The 15483-nt window shown below is 73.7% G+C and carries 11 protein-coding genes and 1 tRNA gene; 4 read left to right on the forward strand and 8 right to left on the reverse strand.

Annotated features, from left to right (window positions below):
* Positions 1-11: 11 nt before the first annotated feature.
* A complete protein-coding gene (locus tag ACIRL2_RS29460; protein ID WP_402235985.1) occupies positions 12-551 on the forward strand; it encodes a nuclear transport factor 2 family protein in 540 nt (179 codons plus the stop codon).
* Between the two features lie 67 nt (positions 552-618).
* Positions 619-909 carry a hypothetical protein gene (locus tag ACIRL2_RS29465; RefSeq protein ID WP_395864511.1) on the forward strand — a complete coding sequence of 97 codons (291 nt, stop codon included), beginning with the start codon at positions 619-621 and terminating at the stop codon, positions 907-909.
* A gap of 130 nt (positions 910-1039) precedes the next feature.
* Here ACIRL2_RS29465 and ACIRL2_RS29470 read toward each other — a convergent pair whose 3' ends face one another.
* The 7 genes from ACIRL2_RS29470 to ACIRL2_RS29500 all read right to left on the reverse strand — a co-directional run bounded on the left by ACIRL2_RS29470 (position 1040) and on the right by ACIRL2_RS29500 (position 9868).
* Complete coding sequence (locus tag ACIRL2_RS29470) at positions 1040-1243, reverse strand: hypothetical protein (RefSeq protein WP_395864509.1); 204 nt, start codon at positions 1241-1243, stop codon at positions 1040-1042.
* Between the two features lie 494 nt (positions 1244-1737).
* Complete coding sequence (locus tag ACIRL2_RS29475; RefSeq protein ID WP_395864507.1) at positions 1738-2226, reverse strand: YcxB family protein; 489 nt, start codon at positions 2224-2226, stop codon at positions 1738-1740.
* A 34-nt stretch (positions 2227-2260) separates the two neighbouring features.
* Complete coding sequence (locus ACIRL2_RS29480) at positions 2261-3961, reverse strand: PrsW family glutamic-type intramembrane protease (RefSeq protein WP_395864505.1); 1701 nt, start codon at positions 3959-3961, stop codon at positions 2261-2263.
* 137 nt (positions 3962-4098) lie between these two features.
* Entirely contained in the window at positions 4099-4827 is a 729-nt protein-coding gene (trmB, locus tag ACIRL2_RS29485; RefSeq protein ID WP_395864503.1) for a tRNA (guanosine(46)-N7)-methyltransferase TrmB, read from the reverse strand.
* Positions 4828-4851: 24 nt separating this feature from the next.
* Complete coding sequence (locus ACIRL2_RS29490; protein ID WP_402235990.1) at positions 4852-7047, reverse strand: FGLLP motif-containing membrane protein; 2196 nt, start codon at positions 7045-7047, stop codon at positions 4852-4854.
* Between the two features lie 104 nt (positions 7048-7151).
* Complete coding sequence (gene lhgO / locus ACIRL2_RS29495) at positions 7152-8369, reverse strand: L-2-hydroxyglutarate oxidase (RefSeq protein ID WP_402235992.1); 1218 nt, start codon at positions 8367-8369, stop codon at positions 7152-7154.
* A gap of 86 nt (positions 8370-8455) precedes the next feature.
* Positions 8456-9868 (reverse strand): cytochrome P450, encoded by a 1413-nt coding sequence (locus tag ACIRL2_RS29500; RefSeq protein ID WP_402235995.1) that lies wholly within the window; start codon positions 9866-9868, stop codon positions 8456-8458.
* Between the two features lie 284 nt (positions 9869-10152).
* On the opposite strand from ACIRL2_RS29500, the gene ACIRL2_RS29505 reads away from it, so the two are divergent.
* A tRNA-Met gene (locus ACIRL2_RS29505) sits at positions 10153-10226 on the forward strand.
* A gap of 101 nt (positions 10227-10327) precedes the next feature.
* Here ACIRL2_RS29505 and ACIRL2_RS29510 read toward each other — a convergent pair.
* Complete coding sequence (locus tag ACIRL2_RS29510) at positions 10328-11857, reverse strand: MFS transporter (RefSeq protein ID WP_395864729.1); 1530 nt, start codon at positions 11855-11857, stop codon at positions 10328-10330.
* Between the two features lie 451 nt (positions 11858-12308).
* Between ACIRL2_RS29510 and ACIRL2_RS29515 the strand changes: the two genes are divergently transcribed.
* Positions 12309-14237 (forward strand): albusnodin/ikarugamycin family macrolactam cyclase, encoded by a 1929-nt coding sequence (locus tag ACIRL2_RS29515; protein WP_402235998.1) that lies wholly within the window; start codon positions 12309-12311, stop codon positions 14235-14237.
* Positions 14238-15483: the final 1246 nt, after the last annotated feature.

A 15483-nucleotide genomic window follows, 5' to 3' on the forward strand; every position in this document is an offset into this window, starting at 1 on the left:
AGGTGTCGGATATGGACGACGTGCAACGGCTGCTGGCCTACGAAGACATCCGTCAACTCGCCGCGCGTTACGCGCTGGCTCTGGACAGTCGGGACCTGGACGCGCTGTGCGCGCTGTTCGTGCCCGATGTGCGGGTGAGTCGGCAGGAGTCCGGGCGCGCCGCGCTGCGGGCGTCGTTCGCGGCCCAACTGGCCCCGCTGGGGGTGAGCATCCTCAATGTCGGCACACACGTGATCGACCTGTCGGACGCGGATCACGCGACCGGGCACGTGTACTGCAAGGCCGAGATCCAGGAGGGGCCGCGCTGGTTGCACCAGGCGATCCTCTACCGCGACGTGTACGAACGGCGGGACGGCACCTGGTACTTCGCCCGCCGGCGACACGACCTGTGGTACGGCGCGAACGTCGGCGCCAACCCCGTGGGGCTGCCGCCGGCGAACTGGCCCGAGCGTTCCTACGGCTCGGGCACGGTGCCGGCCATCTGGGACACCTGGCGGGAGTTCCATCGATCCTCGGACGAAGGGGACCGATCGGGTTCCGTCCGGGGATGACGGGGCAGGCGAGGAGCAACCGGATACTCGGCGGCAGACTGCCTACTCGGCGGTGGGAAGGTCGGCCATGGCGCGCGACAGGCTTCCGGACGGCGCGAGAAACGCGGCGGCGCGTACCGGTGTGCTCCTGGCGCTCACCATCGTCGCGGCGATGGTGGCGCTGCTCGGCGTCTGGGCGCACACGTGGTTCTGGGTGTGGGCGATGTTGTTCGTCGGCCTGGGCATGCTCGGCATGGCGTGGAGCGCGCTGGAGATCCTGATCGCGCTCCAGGTGGCCGAGGAGCAGCGGGACCGGGACCGGGGCGTCTACCAGGTACGACCGGTCGAGATGCGCCCCCGGCGGCGCACCGGGCGCTGACCCGGCGCCGGAGCGGCCCCCGCCGCGCGATCGCCCCCACGTCGCCCGCCCCACCCGCGGGCCCGCTTCGTCGCGCCCGGCACGGGGCGCGGCACCCCGATCGGCGCCGCGCCGCGCGAGCCGCGAGCGGTCAGGGGACGATGCGCTCCACCGCGGCGGCACCCAGCTCGGCCAGCCGCCGCCGGGCCTCCTCGATGTTCTTCTCGGTCAGGTCCTTGCCCTCCGCGAGCACCAGGTCCTCGGGGTCGACGGGCGTCTCCGCGCCGCTGCGCAGGTCCATCCGCGGTCGGTCGCCCTCGGGGATCTCGTCCACGGGAATCCGCTCGTCACTCATGTCGCCGTCCTTCGCTCGGAAGTGGAGTCGGTGCCCCCGCACCGCACCCGACTACCCGTTGCGACCGGGGTGGGAACCCCGCGGTCGCGCGCCTGCCCGGAGAGCCGCCCGGCGGCCGCGTTCGCCGTGTGCAGCGCGTCGGCGGGCACCCCTTCGGGACTCGCGTCCCGCATGTCCCGTACGTCCGGCCACGTGCGCGCCGCGGCCGACGGGTCGACCGAGTCGGTGCGTACCCACTGAGGAACGGCTCGCGCATGCCCCGCCGGGTGTGCGTGGGCGACCGGAGGCACCCGAAGGCGATCCCGCGAGGGGTCGCCTTTGTGATGAATGCGGGAAATGCGGAACGGATGAAGGCCAATGATGCTCGCATGGCAGGATAAACGCGCCCGATCAGGTCGAATCGGTATTGATTCTCGCCATTTCGAGCAGCCGGGCCGTACTGAAAGCCTTTGCCCACAGGTTTTCCACAGGATGTGGATCTTCCTTGTGGAAGATCAGCGGGCTGCCCGGCTCCGGCTGTGGATAAACGTCTCCAGTTCGAGGTTCTCGGCGTCCGAAAAGACCCGGCGGGGAATGGTCATCGCCTGGGTGGGACCGAACTCGAAGATCCATTGCGCGTCCACCGAGCGCACCTTGCGGAAGGTGTCCCACTCGGTGGCGCTGCGGCTGCCGCCGAGCGTGGTCACGAACTCCTCGTCGGTCAAGGTGACCTCGCACGGCACCCCGTGCATGTGCTTGTTCTGGCGCGCCGCCTGGATCGGTGCCCAGAACCGCAGCGCGAGCATCGCCAGGCCGAAACCCACGAACGCGAGCGGCCACAACACGGTCGTACCGGACAGCAGCGCCTTCGTCACCAGGACGACGCCCAGCACCGAGAGCACCGCCCCGGCCCCGAACAGACCCCGGAAGAGCCCGCGCCGAAAGGCGAGCACGCCCTCCGCGATATCGGCCTCGGTCGGGACGTAGGTGGTCGAGATATGCACCCGGCCATGGTCGCACGCGGTCGACCCGGGCCGGCTACGCCTCCCGGCGCTCCCCGTACGGCGGGCCGTCGGGCGGCGGGTGCGGGGCGTCGCCGGGGCGGGCGTACCAGATGGGCGGGCCCGGCGGCCCGGTCCGGGCGGGCACGGCATCGTCGGCCGACGCCTGTGGCGGACCCCACGGCGAGCCGGGCGGCCCGGTCGGCTCGGCCCGGGCGCCGTCGGCCGCGTGCCGGGGCGGTTGCCACGGCACCGGGGCGCCGTACGACGGCGCGGGTCCCCAGGCGGGGTGCGCGGCCGGATGCCGAGCCGGCGGCACCCACCCGGGCGGCGGCGGTCCGAACGGCGCCGTTCCCGCCGGCGGCCCCCAGCCGATCGGCGCCCCGTACGGGGCCGTTCCGGCCGGAAGTCCGTACGGCGCCACGCCCGGCGGCCCGTACCGCATCGGCCCCGGCGGGCCCCACCCGGGCGGCGGCTTGATGTAGCGCCAGCGCGGCGAGGGCATGGTGTGGTCGATCACGTGTCCCAGGCTCGGCTTCGCGGCCCACAGCCGGTTCAGCAACTCCCGTTCCTGTTGCGGATACTCCGGCGTCGGCCCGCGGCGCGACCGGCCCGCGCGCCGGCGCAGCTCGGCGAGCAGCGTCGCGTCCGCCTGATACGCGCGCAGCCGCGCCACGCCGGCCGGGCCCAGTGTGGTCCGCGCGGTCCGCAGCGCCCGCGAGCGGTCCGCCATCGAGGACAGCAGCAGCGGCTCGTGCGGCCGGAACCAGCCCGCCGCGACATACCCCGGCAACTCGTCCTCGACCGCCCGCAACTGATCGCGGCGCACGATCACCGCGTACCAGACGAGCGCGCCCAGGATCGGCATCATGACCAGGAAGTACACCCCGAGGAAGGCCAGACCCTGGCTGGCCGAGCCGTTCCAGGCCGCGTGCAGGCCGACCGCGCACAGGTACCCGCCGAGCGGGAGCAGGATCCGTGCCTGGCGGGACCGGGCCAACAGCGAGAGGCCGAAGCCGAGGCCGATCATCGAGGTGAACAGGGGATGGGCGAACGGCGACATGATGCCGCGCGCGATGAAGGTCCCCCACGTGGTGCCCAGACCGTTGCCGCTGTCCTCGCTCGCCGCGAACTCGCGGCCGAAGTACAGGATGTTCTCGGTGAACGCGAAGCCCGCCGCGCTGACCGCGGCCGGGATCAGCCCGTCCAACACGCCTTTGAAGCTGCTCCGGATGGTCACGAACAGCAGCAGGACCGCGAGTCCCTTGACGCACTCCTCGACCACCGGCGCCACGATGGTCAGTCCGAGCAGCTCGGCGTCCTCTTCACCCTTGAGGTCCATCAGCTTGTCGAACGACCAACTGTTCGCGAGCAGCGCCACCAGCGCGCCCGCGCACGAGCCCCACGCGAACGCGAAGAGCAGGCTCTTCCACGGCATCGGCCGGACCCGGCCCAGCCACACGATCGCGCTCACCACCAGCGGGGCGGGCACCAGCGCCAGCAGCGCGCCGACCAGCAGTCCCTGCGCGCCGATGGTGTCGCCGAGCATGACCGCGACGGTGACCGCGCAGCCGAGCAACGCGAGGACGAGCACGGATATTCGGGCGGTCTGGTTCGCGGCGAGCGCGCGCAGCCCCGACTTCTCCGTGGGCCCGGGCCGGTACAGGGCGAACTCGTACGCGGCCCGGTCCGGGGGGACCGGACCGGCCGGCGCGTCGGGTCCTCGCTCAGCGTCCATATGGGGTGACGATAACGCCGCGCGGTGCCGCGGCGCCCCTCTCTCGCTTGGCTGTGACTTGGTCGGTATGGGTGCCTTGCCGAGATCGGGCCGGGCCGGCGCGCCTCGGGCGTGGTCGCCTCGGGCCGAGAGCCGGATCAGCGGCGGCGGAACAGCAGATCCGCGACCTCGTGGCCCTTGTCCAGCCCCTGCTGTTCGAAGCGGGTGACCGGTCGCCAACTCGGCCGGGGTGCGTAGCCGTCGACGGTGTTGACCAGTTCGGGCTCGGCGCAGAGCACGTCGAGCATCCATTGCGCGTAGTGCGCCCAGTCCGTCGCGCAGTGCAGCGTCCCGCCCGGGACCAGCCGTGACGCGGCGAGCGCGGCGAAGCCGGGCTGGATCAGCCGGCGCTTGTGGTGGCGGGTCTTGGGCCACGGGTCGGAGAAGAAGACCCGGATGCCCGCCAGGCAGGCCGGCGGCAACATGTCCCGGAGCAGTTCGATCGCGTCGCCGTTGGCCACCCGTATGTTCGTCAGTCCCCGGCGCTCGGCGTCGTGCAACAGGCTGCCCTGGCCCGGGGTGTGCACGTCGATGGCGAGCACGTTGGTGCCCGGATCGGCCTCGGCCATCGCCGCGGTGGTCTCGCCCATGCCGAAGCCGACCTCCAGCACCACCGGACGGTCGTCGCCGAACAACTCGCCCAGGTCCAGCCGCCGGTCCGCGACGTCGAATCCCCACCGCTCCCACAGCCGGTCCAGCGCGTCGCGCTGGGCGAGCGTGACCCGCCCCCGCCGGGGGGTGAAGCTGCGCACGGTCGCGAGGTGTCGGATCGGTCGATCGGTGATCGGGACGCCGGAGGCGGTCGAGGCGCCGGGAAGAGGGGACATAAGACAAGGATTTTACGGCCGAACCTACGATCGGCCGATCGTCGGGGGAACACCGGGCATCGGCGGCGGCGCGCCCGTGGGCCCGGGCACCGTCGACGCGATCGGCGCGGGGCGCTGCCCCGGTGGACCCGGCGGCGGTCCCGGGCGCAACCGGAACACCGCCCAGAACGCCACGGACGCGATCAGGAAGGCGCCGAACAACCACACCGCGCGCAGCCACATCTCCCGGCTCGCGCCCGTGCTCACGCCGGTCGGGTCGAGCAGGGTGAGCAGGAACAGGAACACCGCGACGGCGTACACCGCCGCCCAGCCCCGGCGGCTCCAGCGCCACAGCAGGTGCCCGTCCAGGAAGCGGATCGGCAGCAGGCCGAAGACCAGGCCGATCACCGCGGCGACGTAGGTCTGGGTGAGCACGTTCTCGGCCAGTACCCAGCCGAAGGCCGGCGTCTCGTCGTCGGCCAGTACGTGCTCGACCGGGATCCGCCACACCCACGCGCTCACGCCGAGCCCGGCGAGCGCCCACGCGCCCAACGCGCCGGCCCGCCCGTCCTCGCGCACGGACAACCGGCGCAGCCCGGCGTGCGTGAAGGCCAGGAACAGCCCGTAGAGGTAGCCCGGCACCAGCTGCCCGAGCCGGGACCCGATCCCCAGGAGCAGTGCGACCACCAGGGCGCCGGGGACCAGGTGCGGGAAGGCGCGGATCCGCGAGACGCGTCGGCGGTACGCCTCGGCCACGCCGGAGTAGGCGAGCACGGTGAGCGGGATCGCGATCAGCAGGGACAGCGCGAGCGTGTACGTGCCGGTGTCCAGGGCGACGTTCGGTTCGACCGCGACGGTGCCGAGCGCGGACAGCGCGACGAAGGCGAGTACCTGGAGCCGGGGCGCTCGGGGCATCGAGCGCGGGCGGGCCGCGCCGGGCCGTAGCCGGCGACGGATCCGCAGCCGGTTCTCCTCGACGGTCTTGTTGAACAACTCGGCCGCGAAGCCGATCAGCGGGAGCGCGAGCGCTGTGCCGACACCGGCCGCCGCCAGGGGCGCGGGATGATCGAGCAGATCGTCGGGGGAGGGCAGGCGGCGCGCGGAGTCGGCGCGGTCGGTGGGTCGGCCCGCCTCCGCCGCGGCCTCGGCCGGGCTTCGGGTCGGCAGCACGGTGAGCGCGAGCCGGACGCTGCCGTCCAGGCGCTCGGTGGCGCACGCCGCGGTGAGCTCGGCCGGTCCCTCGGGCAGCCCCGCGGGCACGGTCAGCTCGCCCTCCACCCGGCCGTCCGGGCCGACCGGCACTCGGGCCAGCTCCCGGTCGCCTCGGCGGATCGCCACCTCGGCCGGCGCGCCGTCCAGCCGTGCGGCGCAGCCGGTGAAGCCGGTTCCGCTCGCCCGGATCCGGTCGCCGCCCCCGGCCCGGGTCGTGGAGAGGGTGAACGTGGCGGGTGCGACCGCGAGTTCGGCGCCCAGGACGGTGTCCGCGTCGACGACGCCGAAACCGTCCCGGCCGGCCAGGCAGGACACGGTGAACTTGTGTCCGCCGCGCACGGGCGTCTGCGGGATGCGTACCCGCAGTGCCCGGGGCCCCTCGTACTCGGCCGGGGCGTGGAACGTGGTGACGAAGCGACCGTCCCAGAAGAGCGCGCCGCTGTGCGTCGCGTAGGCCGGGCCGCAGCGCAGATCGGTCCACACGGTGACCGGCGCCTCGGGCACGGCCTCGGCCGGCTCGACCACCAGTCGCCGGCTCGCCAGGGTCGCCGGCGGCGGACCCGGGGCCGGGAAGCCGTTCGGATTGCCGGGTTCGCTCTCCGGATAGGCGAACGTGGCCTGGGCCATCGGCGCGGGGTGGATCACCGAGCCCCGGTTCGTGCACACCGTGCGGAAGCCCTGATCGCCGGTGTAGATCGGCGGGTCCAGGGTGAAGCGCACGGTGAAGCCGTGATCCCGTGCCGGGTCGATCGGGACGTCCGCCGCGATCAGCCGGTCGGCGCCCATCACGTTCGTGCGCAGTCGCGCGTCGTACCCGATCACGTCGACCCGCCCGGTGGCACAGCCGGTGTGCCCGGTGCCCCGAAGCGTCACCACGTCGCCCGGGCGCAGCGGCCCGCCCGGGGAGATCACCAATCGGGCCCCCGGGGCGTCCGCGTGCGCCGGCGGGTAGCCGCCGAGCAGCACGCCCATTACGCCCAGCACGAACGCGGCACCCACGAACAGGATCCGCGGCAAGGCGGATTTCACGGCCACAACAGTCCCCCGATCGCAGGCCCGCGCCCATGATCTCGTGCCGGGTCGGTGGCAGGCGAGCGCACCCGGACCTTCCGCGCACTCGACCCGGGCCGGGGTCAGCGGCCGGCGAGTGCGCCCAGGCGTTCGTCGACCCGGGTGGCGATCTCGTCCCCGATCGGTAGCGAAGCGGTCGCGGCGGGCGAGGGCGCGTTCAGCACGTGGATCGTGCGCGGGCCGCCGGTGATCAGGAAGTCGTCGACCAGATCGCCGTTGGGTCGCACCGCCTGGGCACGCACTCCAGCCGGGGCCCGGACCAGGTCGTTCGCGGTGACCTCGGGCAGCAGCCGCTGCACCTCGCGCACCATCGCGGGCTTGGCCACCGAGCGCAGCAACTCGCCCGCGCCGTAGCGCCAGTGTCGGCGCGCGATGTGCCACATGCCCGGGTAGGCCAGGGTCTCGGCCAACTCGCGCGGCGCGATCCGGGCCCACGAGTAGCCTTCGCGACGCAGCGCCAGGACCGCGTTGGGACCCACGTGCACGTCGCCGTGGATGCCCCGGGTCAGGTGCACGCCCAGGAACGGGAAGGCCGGATCGGGCACCGGGTAGACCAGCCCGCGCACCAACCCGCGTCGTGAGGGCACCAGTTCGTGGTATTCGCCACGGAACGGCACGATCCGCACCGGCGGCGGATCGCCCGCCAGTGCCGCGATCCGGTCGCTGTACAGGCCCGCGCAGTTGACCAGGATTCGCCCGCGCAGCTCGCCGAGCCGGGTCTGGACGACCACCTCGTCCGGATGCACGGCCAGGTCGACCACGCCCGCGCCGGTGCGCAGCGCGACACCGCGTTCGTGCAGCAGCGCGACCAGGGTCCGACACACGTCGGCGTAGTCCACGATGCCCGTGGAGGCCACGTGCAGGCCGCCGACGGACAGGATGTGCGGCTCGCGTTCGCGGACCTGCTCGATGCCCAGTTCGGTGACCGGCACGCCGTTCGCCAGGCCGCGCTCGTACAGCGCGCGCAGGCGCGGGAGTTCGTGCACGCTGGTGGCGACCACGAGCTTGCCGGTGACGTCGTGCGCGATGTCGTGTCGGGCGCAGAAGTCCGTCATCCGGCGAGCGCCCTCGACGGCGAACCGTGCCTTGAGGCTGCCCGGGCGGTAGTAGAGGCCGGAGTGGATCACCCCCGAGTTGCGGCCGGTCTGGTGGGCCGCCCACGAGGTCTCCTTCTCGACCACGGCGACGGTGCGTCCGGGGTCGCGTTCGGTGATCGCGTACGCGGTGGCCAGGCCGACGATCCCGCCGCCGATCACCACCACGTCGTAGGTCAACGTCATGAGAGCACACCTCCGGCCTTCGACCCTAGACGGTGCGGGCCGGGAGGGGGCGTCGGACGGCGGGCGCCGGTCGTGCGCCGGTCGGCTCACCGGCCGCGGCGCCACCTCGCCGGGGACCACCACGCGGTGGACGCGGCCGGCGCCGGGGCGGGGACCGGGTCCTGCCGCACGGGTGGTGCGGGCGCGGGCGCAGGTACGGGCTCGGGCATCGGCGGCGCGGGGATGGGTGCGGGAGCCGGCTCGGGGGTCGGGTCCGGGTGGGCGGCGGGTGCCGGCCAGGGGGCGCCGCCGTGGATCGGTCGGTCGGGCGTGAAGGCGACCGGCAGCGCGGCGAGGGCGCGGATCCAGGGGGAGGATCGCCAGGTGAGCCTGTCCGGGCGGACGGCCAGGCGCAGATCGGGCAGCCGGTCGAGCAGCGTGTCCACGGCGGTCTTGGCGATCAGCCGGGCGTGGTCTCGAGCGGGACACATGTGCGGCCCGCCGCCCCAGGCCAAGTGCGCGCGGTTGCCCGTGAGTTCGGTGCCGGCGGTGCGCACGGCCGGGTCGGCGTTCGCGGCCGCGATGCCCAGCACCAGGAAGTCGCCGCCGCGGATCACGGTGCCGCCGAGCACGGTGTCCTCGGTGGCCCAGCGACCGGCCGCGTTCTGCATCGGCGGGTCCTGCCACAACACCTCGTCCAGCGCTTCGTCGGTGGTGTGCCGGCCGCCGGTGAGGGACGCGTGCAGGTCGTGGTCGGTCAGCAGGATGCGCAGCGCGTTGCCGATCCAGTTGGCGGTGGGCTCGGTCGGGGTGATCACGAGCAGGTCCTCGATCACCTCGGCGTCGGTCAGCCCGGCCGGGTGCGCGATCAGCCAGGACGTGACGTCCGCGCCCGGCGCGGAGCGCTTGGCCGCGACCAGGTCGGTGATCATCGTGTGGAAGGCCAGTTGATGCGCGAGCGCGTCCGGACCGCCGTCGAACATCCCGTTGATCGCCCGGACCAGGTGCGGTCCGTCCGGGGCGGGCATGCCGACCATCCGGCCCATCGCCAACAGGGGCAGCCGTTGCGCGTACTCGGTGAGCAGGTCGGCCTCGCCCCGGGTGACGAACGTGTCGATCAGCGAGTCGGCCATGTGCTCGATCTCGCCCCGCAGGGCCCGCCGGTCGACCCGGCCCAGGCTGTGCGCGACGGCCGTGCTGCGCCTTCGATGCTCGGCCCCGTCGGCGCACAGGACCGACGGGCGATACTCGACCATCGGCGCCAGCGGCCAGTCGTCCGGGACCAGGCCCTTGATCCGGTCGCGCCACAACCGCGAGTCGTGCGAGAACAGGACCGGATCGCGCAGCACGGCCAGCACCTCGTGATAGCCCAGGACCAGCCACGCGCGCACGTCGCCCTCGAGCACGACCGGTGCGACGGGACCGTGCCGTTCGCGCAGTTCCCGGTACAGGCCGGCCGGGTCGGTCTCGAAGCGCGGGCCGGTCAGGGCCGCGTACGGGCAGCCGGATCTCTCGGTCATCTCAGGACACATCCCGCTCCGCCGCTGCCACGGCTGTCGCCGGCGCACATCGGCCCGCCCCCGGTGGGCGACCCGCCCCCTCTACGGCCCGGAACCATATCGTGCCCGCGACCGCTTGCCACGGGTTCGAATCGGACAGGAACGGCCTTTCTCCGTACGGGAATCGATCTTCGCCCCGGGAGGACCGGCCGGACCCGGCGCGCGGCCCGCCCGAACGAACGAGCCGGCCCGCGCGGGAATTGGTCGTGGGCGCGGTCGCGATGGCGTACAGTTGGGGTTACCGACGCGGGGTGGAGCAGCTCGGTAGCTCGCTGGGCTCATAACCCAGAGGTCGCAGGTTCAAATCCTGTCCCCGCTACTTGGATCGCAGGCCCGACATGTACATGTCGGGCCTGCGGCGTTTTCCGGGACGGCGCCGCACGGTTGCCCGCGCCGGTCGGGGGGCGTTCCCGGAGCGGCTCAGACGGTGATTCCGCCGACCAGCCTGGCGCGTTCGGTGAAGTCCTTGACCGCGCGCACGTCGGCGTACGGCTTGAGGCCGACCATCAGATCGTTGAGGTAGGCCGCGTTGCGGGACGAGTGCACCCGGTCGGCGATCTCCAGGGCCTGTCGGCCGGTCGCGCACGCCGCCTCGATCTCGCCCGCGCGCAGCTCGGCCTGGGCGCCCACGGCCAACCGCAATCCGTGCGAACGCTGGAACGCCTCGCCGCGCAGGCCCGCGAGCGCCTGCGCGGTGAAGTAGCGGGTGCGCTCGGGCACGCCGAGGTCGCGGTAGCACTCGGCGCCGTCCGCGCACAGTCGATCCCACGTGAAGAAGTCGATCCACTCCGGGTCGGCGTCGCCCGGGCGGGACCGCTCCAGGTGCGCCTCGGCCGCGTTCAGCGCCCGTCCGCAGCCCGCCGCGTCGCCGGCCCGGGCCTGGGCGCGGGCCTCGACCAGGTGCAGGAAGCCGGTCACCCGCGCGGTCGCGATGCCTTTGTTCCGCTCGATGGCGGCCTGCGCGAGGTCCACCGCGATGTCGGGGTTGCCGCGATAGGTGGCCTGAAGGCTCATCGACGCGAGCACATAGCCGCCCAGCGGTACGTCCGCCGCCGCGCGGGCCAGCCGCAGGGCCTGGATGTAGTAGCGCTGCGCGACCTCGTGTTGGCCGGTGTCGAAGGCCATCCACCCGGCCAGTCGGGAGAGTTCGGCGGTGGCGCCGAACAGCCGGCGGCCCACGTCGTCGTGGTAGCTGCCGCGCAGCAGCGGCGTCGCGTCGCAGCGCAGACACTCCGGCACCATCGACGCCCGCCAGTCGCCGCCGCCGTATTTGCTGTCCCACCGGCGGGCCTCCTCGGCCGCCTCGCGCAGCTTGGTGACGTCGCTGTGGCCGACGTGCGACCCGGTGCCGCGGTGCTCGGCGCGGGCGTCCGCCGGGGTGATCAACCATCGGGCCATCGGGGTGCCGTAGGCGGTGACGGCGAACGTCCCGGCGAGCAACTCGCGTCGATTCACGTGGTCGTGCCTCCACAGGTCGGTGGCGGTGCGAACTGCCTCCCCGACGTCGCGTGGGAAGGCCAGACCGAGATCGGGATCCACCGGCCGGCTGTCGTCCAGGCCGATCTCCTCCAGCGGCACCGGGCGGCCCAGGCGCTCCGCGAGCACGGCCGCGATCAGGTGCGGCACGGGGCCCTGTGGAGTCATCCCCTTGCCGACCCAGCGGGCCACGGAGGTCTTGTCGTAGCGGAGGGACAGGCCGCGCCGCGCGCCCAGATCGTTGACCCGGCGGGCGAGCCCGGCGTTGCTCACCCCGGCGACGCCCAGCAGTTCGCCGAGTCGGCCGTTGGGTCCGCGCTCGCGCGGGGTTCGAGGGCGGGGGTCGACGGCCTCCGGGCCGGTGTGGTCGGGCGCGGGAACGAGACGGACGCGGTCGGAGGGCGCCTGCTCGGCGCCGGCCGGGGAATCGCCGAAGGAGCCGTCGGACCCGGTGCCGACGCCTCCGCTCACCACTCCCGGATCGGAGACCTCCGGGTCACCGTGGCCGGGAGCACAACGCCCCGACTGATCCTGCTTGGGACTGCCGCGCATAGTTTGCCCCCAAAGGCAACCCTCCGTCCGCCTCAGCGTAACCGGACCGGCCACCGTCGGTAAGGGAGATATTCGCCATTCCGGGGTGTCGTGCGACGGGATTTCACGTGTCGTTCGTGGTCGAGCCGCCGCCGGGACAACGCTTGGCCAAGCCGTCACCAAGGCCCGGTCGCAATCATTGACAGAACGTACTTGACGGCGCGTCAGTACCCAGGCACGGTCAAAAGGAACCATGCGCCGGGTGTGTGTCCCCGTGCGCCGTCGGATGCGCTCTACTCAGGCTTGCCTAACCTTGGTTTCATGGAAGTGTCGGAGCACATACGGCCGGTATCCATGGTGGTTCGCGCGGAGCCGTAACCCGAAGGGGGTCGAGATGCGCTGGTTCGCAGGGACGTCCGAGAGTCGGAGCGTGACCCGGCCGACCGGGGCCAGGACGCTGTGGGACGGCTCCGATCCGCTGTGGCTGGTGGGGGATTGGCCCGCGGACGAGGTCCGGGTGGTCAGCCGGGGTGGGATGCGGATGGCGGTGCTCGGGGTGTGCGGCGCCACCGACGCCGAGCTCGAGGTCGGTCTCGCGGTCGCCCGCGGCGGCGCGCTGCGCCACCTGACCGGGTGGGCCGGCAGCTATCACGTCGTGCTGCGTACCGGGCTGCGTACCGTGGTGCTCGGTGATCTCGCGGGCGTACGGCAGGTGTTCCACGCCGAGCCGGCCGACGGCGTGGTCTACGCCTCGCACGCGCTCCCGCTCGCCGACCTGACCAGGGCGGGCCTGGACACCGAGGCGTTCGCGGCCCGACTCGCCTGCCCCGATGTGCCCGAACTGGTTTCCGGACGCTCGATGTTCGTCGGAGTCGGCCGGCTGGAACCAGGCCATGCGCTGGACGTCGCGCACGGTGTGGCGCGGGTCCGGCTGTACGAACAGCACCGCTCCCCGCTCGACTTCCCGGGCGCCGCCGACGCGCTGGGTCGTGCGCTGAACGACGCGGTCGGCCGGCGGGTGGCCGGATCCAAGCGCCCCGGCGCGGATCTGTCCGGTGGACGGGACTCGGCGGTGCTCGCGCTGCTCGGCGCCCGCTCGGTGTCGATGGCCAAGTCGCGGGACCTGCTCGCGGTCACCTGGGCCGAGCCGTGCGCCCCCGGCGACCCGGAGTCCGCCGCGGACATCGTCGCCCGCTCGGCGCGGCTGCGGCACCTGGTGATCCCGGGTGGCGTCGACCACCTGCCCTACACCGGTCTGGAGGACGTGCTCGGCGGCGCGGTGATGCCCGACGAACCGGGCTTCTCGCTGATCGGCATGGCCCGAACCACCCGTACGTTCAACGCCATTCGCGAAGCCGGCATCGACATGCACATCACCGGTTACGGCGGGGACGCGGTGCTGGGCACCCCGCTCGCCTACCTCGCGGACCTGGCGATGGACCGCCGCCGGATGACCACCGCCCGACACGCCCGCACCTGGGCGCGCAATCTGGGCATGAGCGGCCACGAACTCGCGAGCACCGCGAACCGGGTCGCGCGCACCACCTTCCCCCAGGCGCTCGACCAACTCGCCGAGATCTTCGCGGGTTCCGGTCGGGTGGCCCCGGGCCCGGCCGCCGCGATCGCGTGGTGCACCGCGGCCCCGACGGCGGTCTGGACGACGCCGGACATGCGCCGCCGTCTTGCCGTGTCGCTGCGCCGCCTCGCGGGCGAGTCGGTGGTCTCCGCCGGATCCGTTGTCGCCGCGGACCCGGCGGTCCATGGCCGTCCGGGGGACCGCGCCGCATGGGTCGCGGTCCGCCGGGCGGCTGAGCGCCAACGCGCCTGCCAGCAGCTCGCCGAGCGGATCGGGGTGCGGGTCCAGGCGCCGTACCTGGACACCGCCGTGGTGCGGGCGGGGTTGTCCCTGCCGGCCTGGGCGCGCGATCGGGACGACGGGCCCAGGGCGCTGCTCACCGCGGCCGTGCAGGGGTTGTTGCCCCGACACACGCTGGGCGAGGTGCATCGGGCCGACTACACCGAGGCGGAGCGGCGCGGGTTGCGGCTGAACGCGCGCGTGCTGCGCGAGCTGTTCGCCGATCCGCTGCTGGCCGAGCTGGGTGTGCTCGATCCGGTCGAGGTGCGGCACACGCTCGACCGGGCGATCGGCGGCCCGAACCTCGGCAAGGGCGAACCGGTCGTGCGACCCGACGTGCCGCTGGGCGCGCTCGCCGACATCGTCTCGGCCGAACTGTGGCTGCGCGGCGTCTGGGAGGGCCGAGTAATGCGCTGGGACGCAACTCCCAGCTCCGCCCCCGGCATCCGCATGGCCGCCGTCGCCTGACCCCGCACACGCCTTCGCCCGGCTGCGCAAAGGGCGCGGTCGGGCGAGCGCGCAGAGGGCGCGCACGCCTTCGCCCGGCCGCGTGGACGACGGGCCCGCCTTTCGCGGTCGCGCACAGGGCGGGCACGCCTCGCACGGTCACGTGCCCGCCCGCACCCGGATCGCACGCCGTTGACCACAGTCCGCCGCACCCTCGGCGCGGCCACCGAGGGGCGCGGCACCCCGGCCACGCCCGGAGGCCGCCACGCCGGCCCGGGGCCATGGGGCCTCTGGAGCCACCACCGCGCGCTTGTCCGCCCGGCCCGCCATCGATCGGGAGACGGCGCCCAGCCGCGCGGGGTACGTGAATGGCCACCGCCGGGCGGACATGGCCGCCGCCGTCGCCCGACGCGATCGCTTCGGCGTGCCCGCCGGTCGCGGCGCGATGCGGTGGGTCCGGTGCACGGGAGCCCGACCGCCCGGCACAGCGAGCCTGGTGGACATGGCCGCCACCTTCTCCCGACACGAGGTCGGCAGGCCCTTGGCCCACCGCACGGCCCGCCTCGCGGGCCACCGAATCCCACCCGCCGCCCATCCCACCCGCCGCATGGCCGCTCGCGTGTCCGGCGCCGCTCGCTCGCGCGGTGCGCGCCCCTGCCGGCGCCTCACGTCGTGGCTCGCCGCATGGCCCCCACCGCACCGAGCGCGTGTCCGGCGCCGCCCGCTCGCCCGGCGCGCGCCCATGCCGGCGCCTCACGTCGTGGCTCGCCGCATGGCCCCCACCGCACCGCCGGCGTCCTCACTCGCGCCGCCCTTCCCGCTCCCCGCGCGCGTGCCGGGTCCGCCCCCTCAGCATCGCAGTGTTGCTAGAGAGCTAGCCGCTCCCCGCGCGCGTACCGGGTCCGCCCCCGTTCCGCCTCGTGGCTCGCCGCGCCGCAGGCGTCCCCACTTGGGCGGCCCGTCTCGTTCGCCGCGTGGCCGCCCCGTGCCCGGCGTCGCTCGCTCGTCCCATCCGCTCCCATCCGCGCCGCCCGTCGCGTTCGCCGCGCGGTCGCCCCCGCGCCGCAGGCGTCCCCGCTCGCCACGCGGCCGGTCGCGTGCCCGGGCGGTGGGCGTGCGTTGTTTGGGGTGCTTCGGGGGTGAGGGGTTGGTGGGGGATTCGGGGTGGGGGCCTTGATCCGCTTTCGGTGCGGACCTAGCATGCGAGCACGTGGCACCTACCGACCGGTAGGAATGTCCGATCCGGCTCGATCCACCGCGACACCGC

Origin of the sequence: Embleya sp. NPDC127516 (assembly GCF_044765325.1) — a bacterium.
GTDB lineage: Bacteria > Actinomycetota > Actinomycetes > Streptomycetales > Streptomycetaceae > Embleya.

What these genes read in the sequence shown, in the direction of transcription:
- ACIRL2_RS29500 (WP_402235995.1), bottom strand. Translation starts at nt 9,868, where the DNA reads ATGACCGAGAGATCCGGCTGCCCGTACGCGGCCCTGACCGGCCCGCGC.
- ACIRL2_RS29480 (WP_395864505.1), bottom strand. Translation starts at nt 3,961, where the DNA reads ATGGACGCTGAGCGAGGACCCGACGCGCCGGCCGGTCCGGTCCCCCCG.
- trmB (WP_395864503.1), bottom strand. Translation starts at nt 4,827, where the DNA reads ATGTCCCCTCTTCCCGGCGCCTCGACCGCCTCCGGCGTCCCGATCACC.
- lhgO (WP_402235992.1), bottom strand. Translation starts at nt 8,369, where the DNA reads ATGACGTTGACCTACGACGTGGTGGTGATCGGCGGCGGGATCGTCGGC.
- ACIRL2_RS29470 (WP_395864509.1), bottom strand. Translation starts at nt 1,243, where the DNA reads ATGAGTGACGAGCGGATTCCCGTGGACGAGATCCCCGAGGGCGACCGA.
- ACIRL2_RS29465 (WP_395864511.1), top strand. Translation starts at nt 619, where the DNA reads ATGGCGCGCGACAGGCTTCCGGACGGCGCGAGAAACGCGGCGGCGCGT.
- ACIRL2_RS29460 (WP_402235985.1), top strand. Translation starts at nt 12, where the DNA reads ATGGACGACGTGCAACGGCTGCTGGCCTACGAAGACATCCGTCAACTC.
- ACIRL2_RS29515 (WP_402235998.1), top strand. Translation starts at nt 12,309, where the DNA reads ATGCGCTGGTTCGCAGGGACGTCCGAGAGTCGGAGCGTGACCCGGCCG.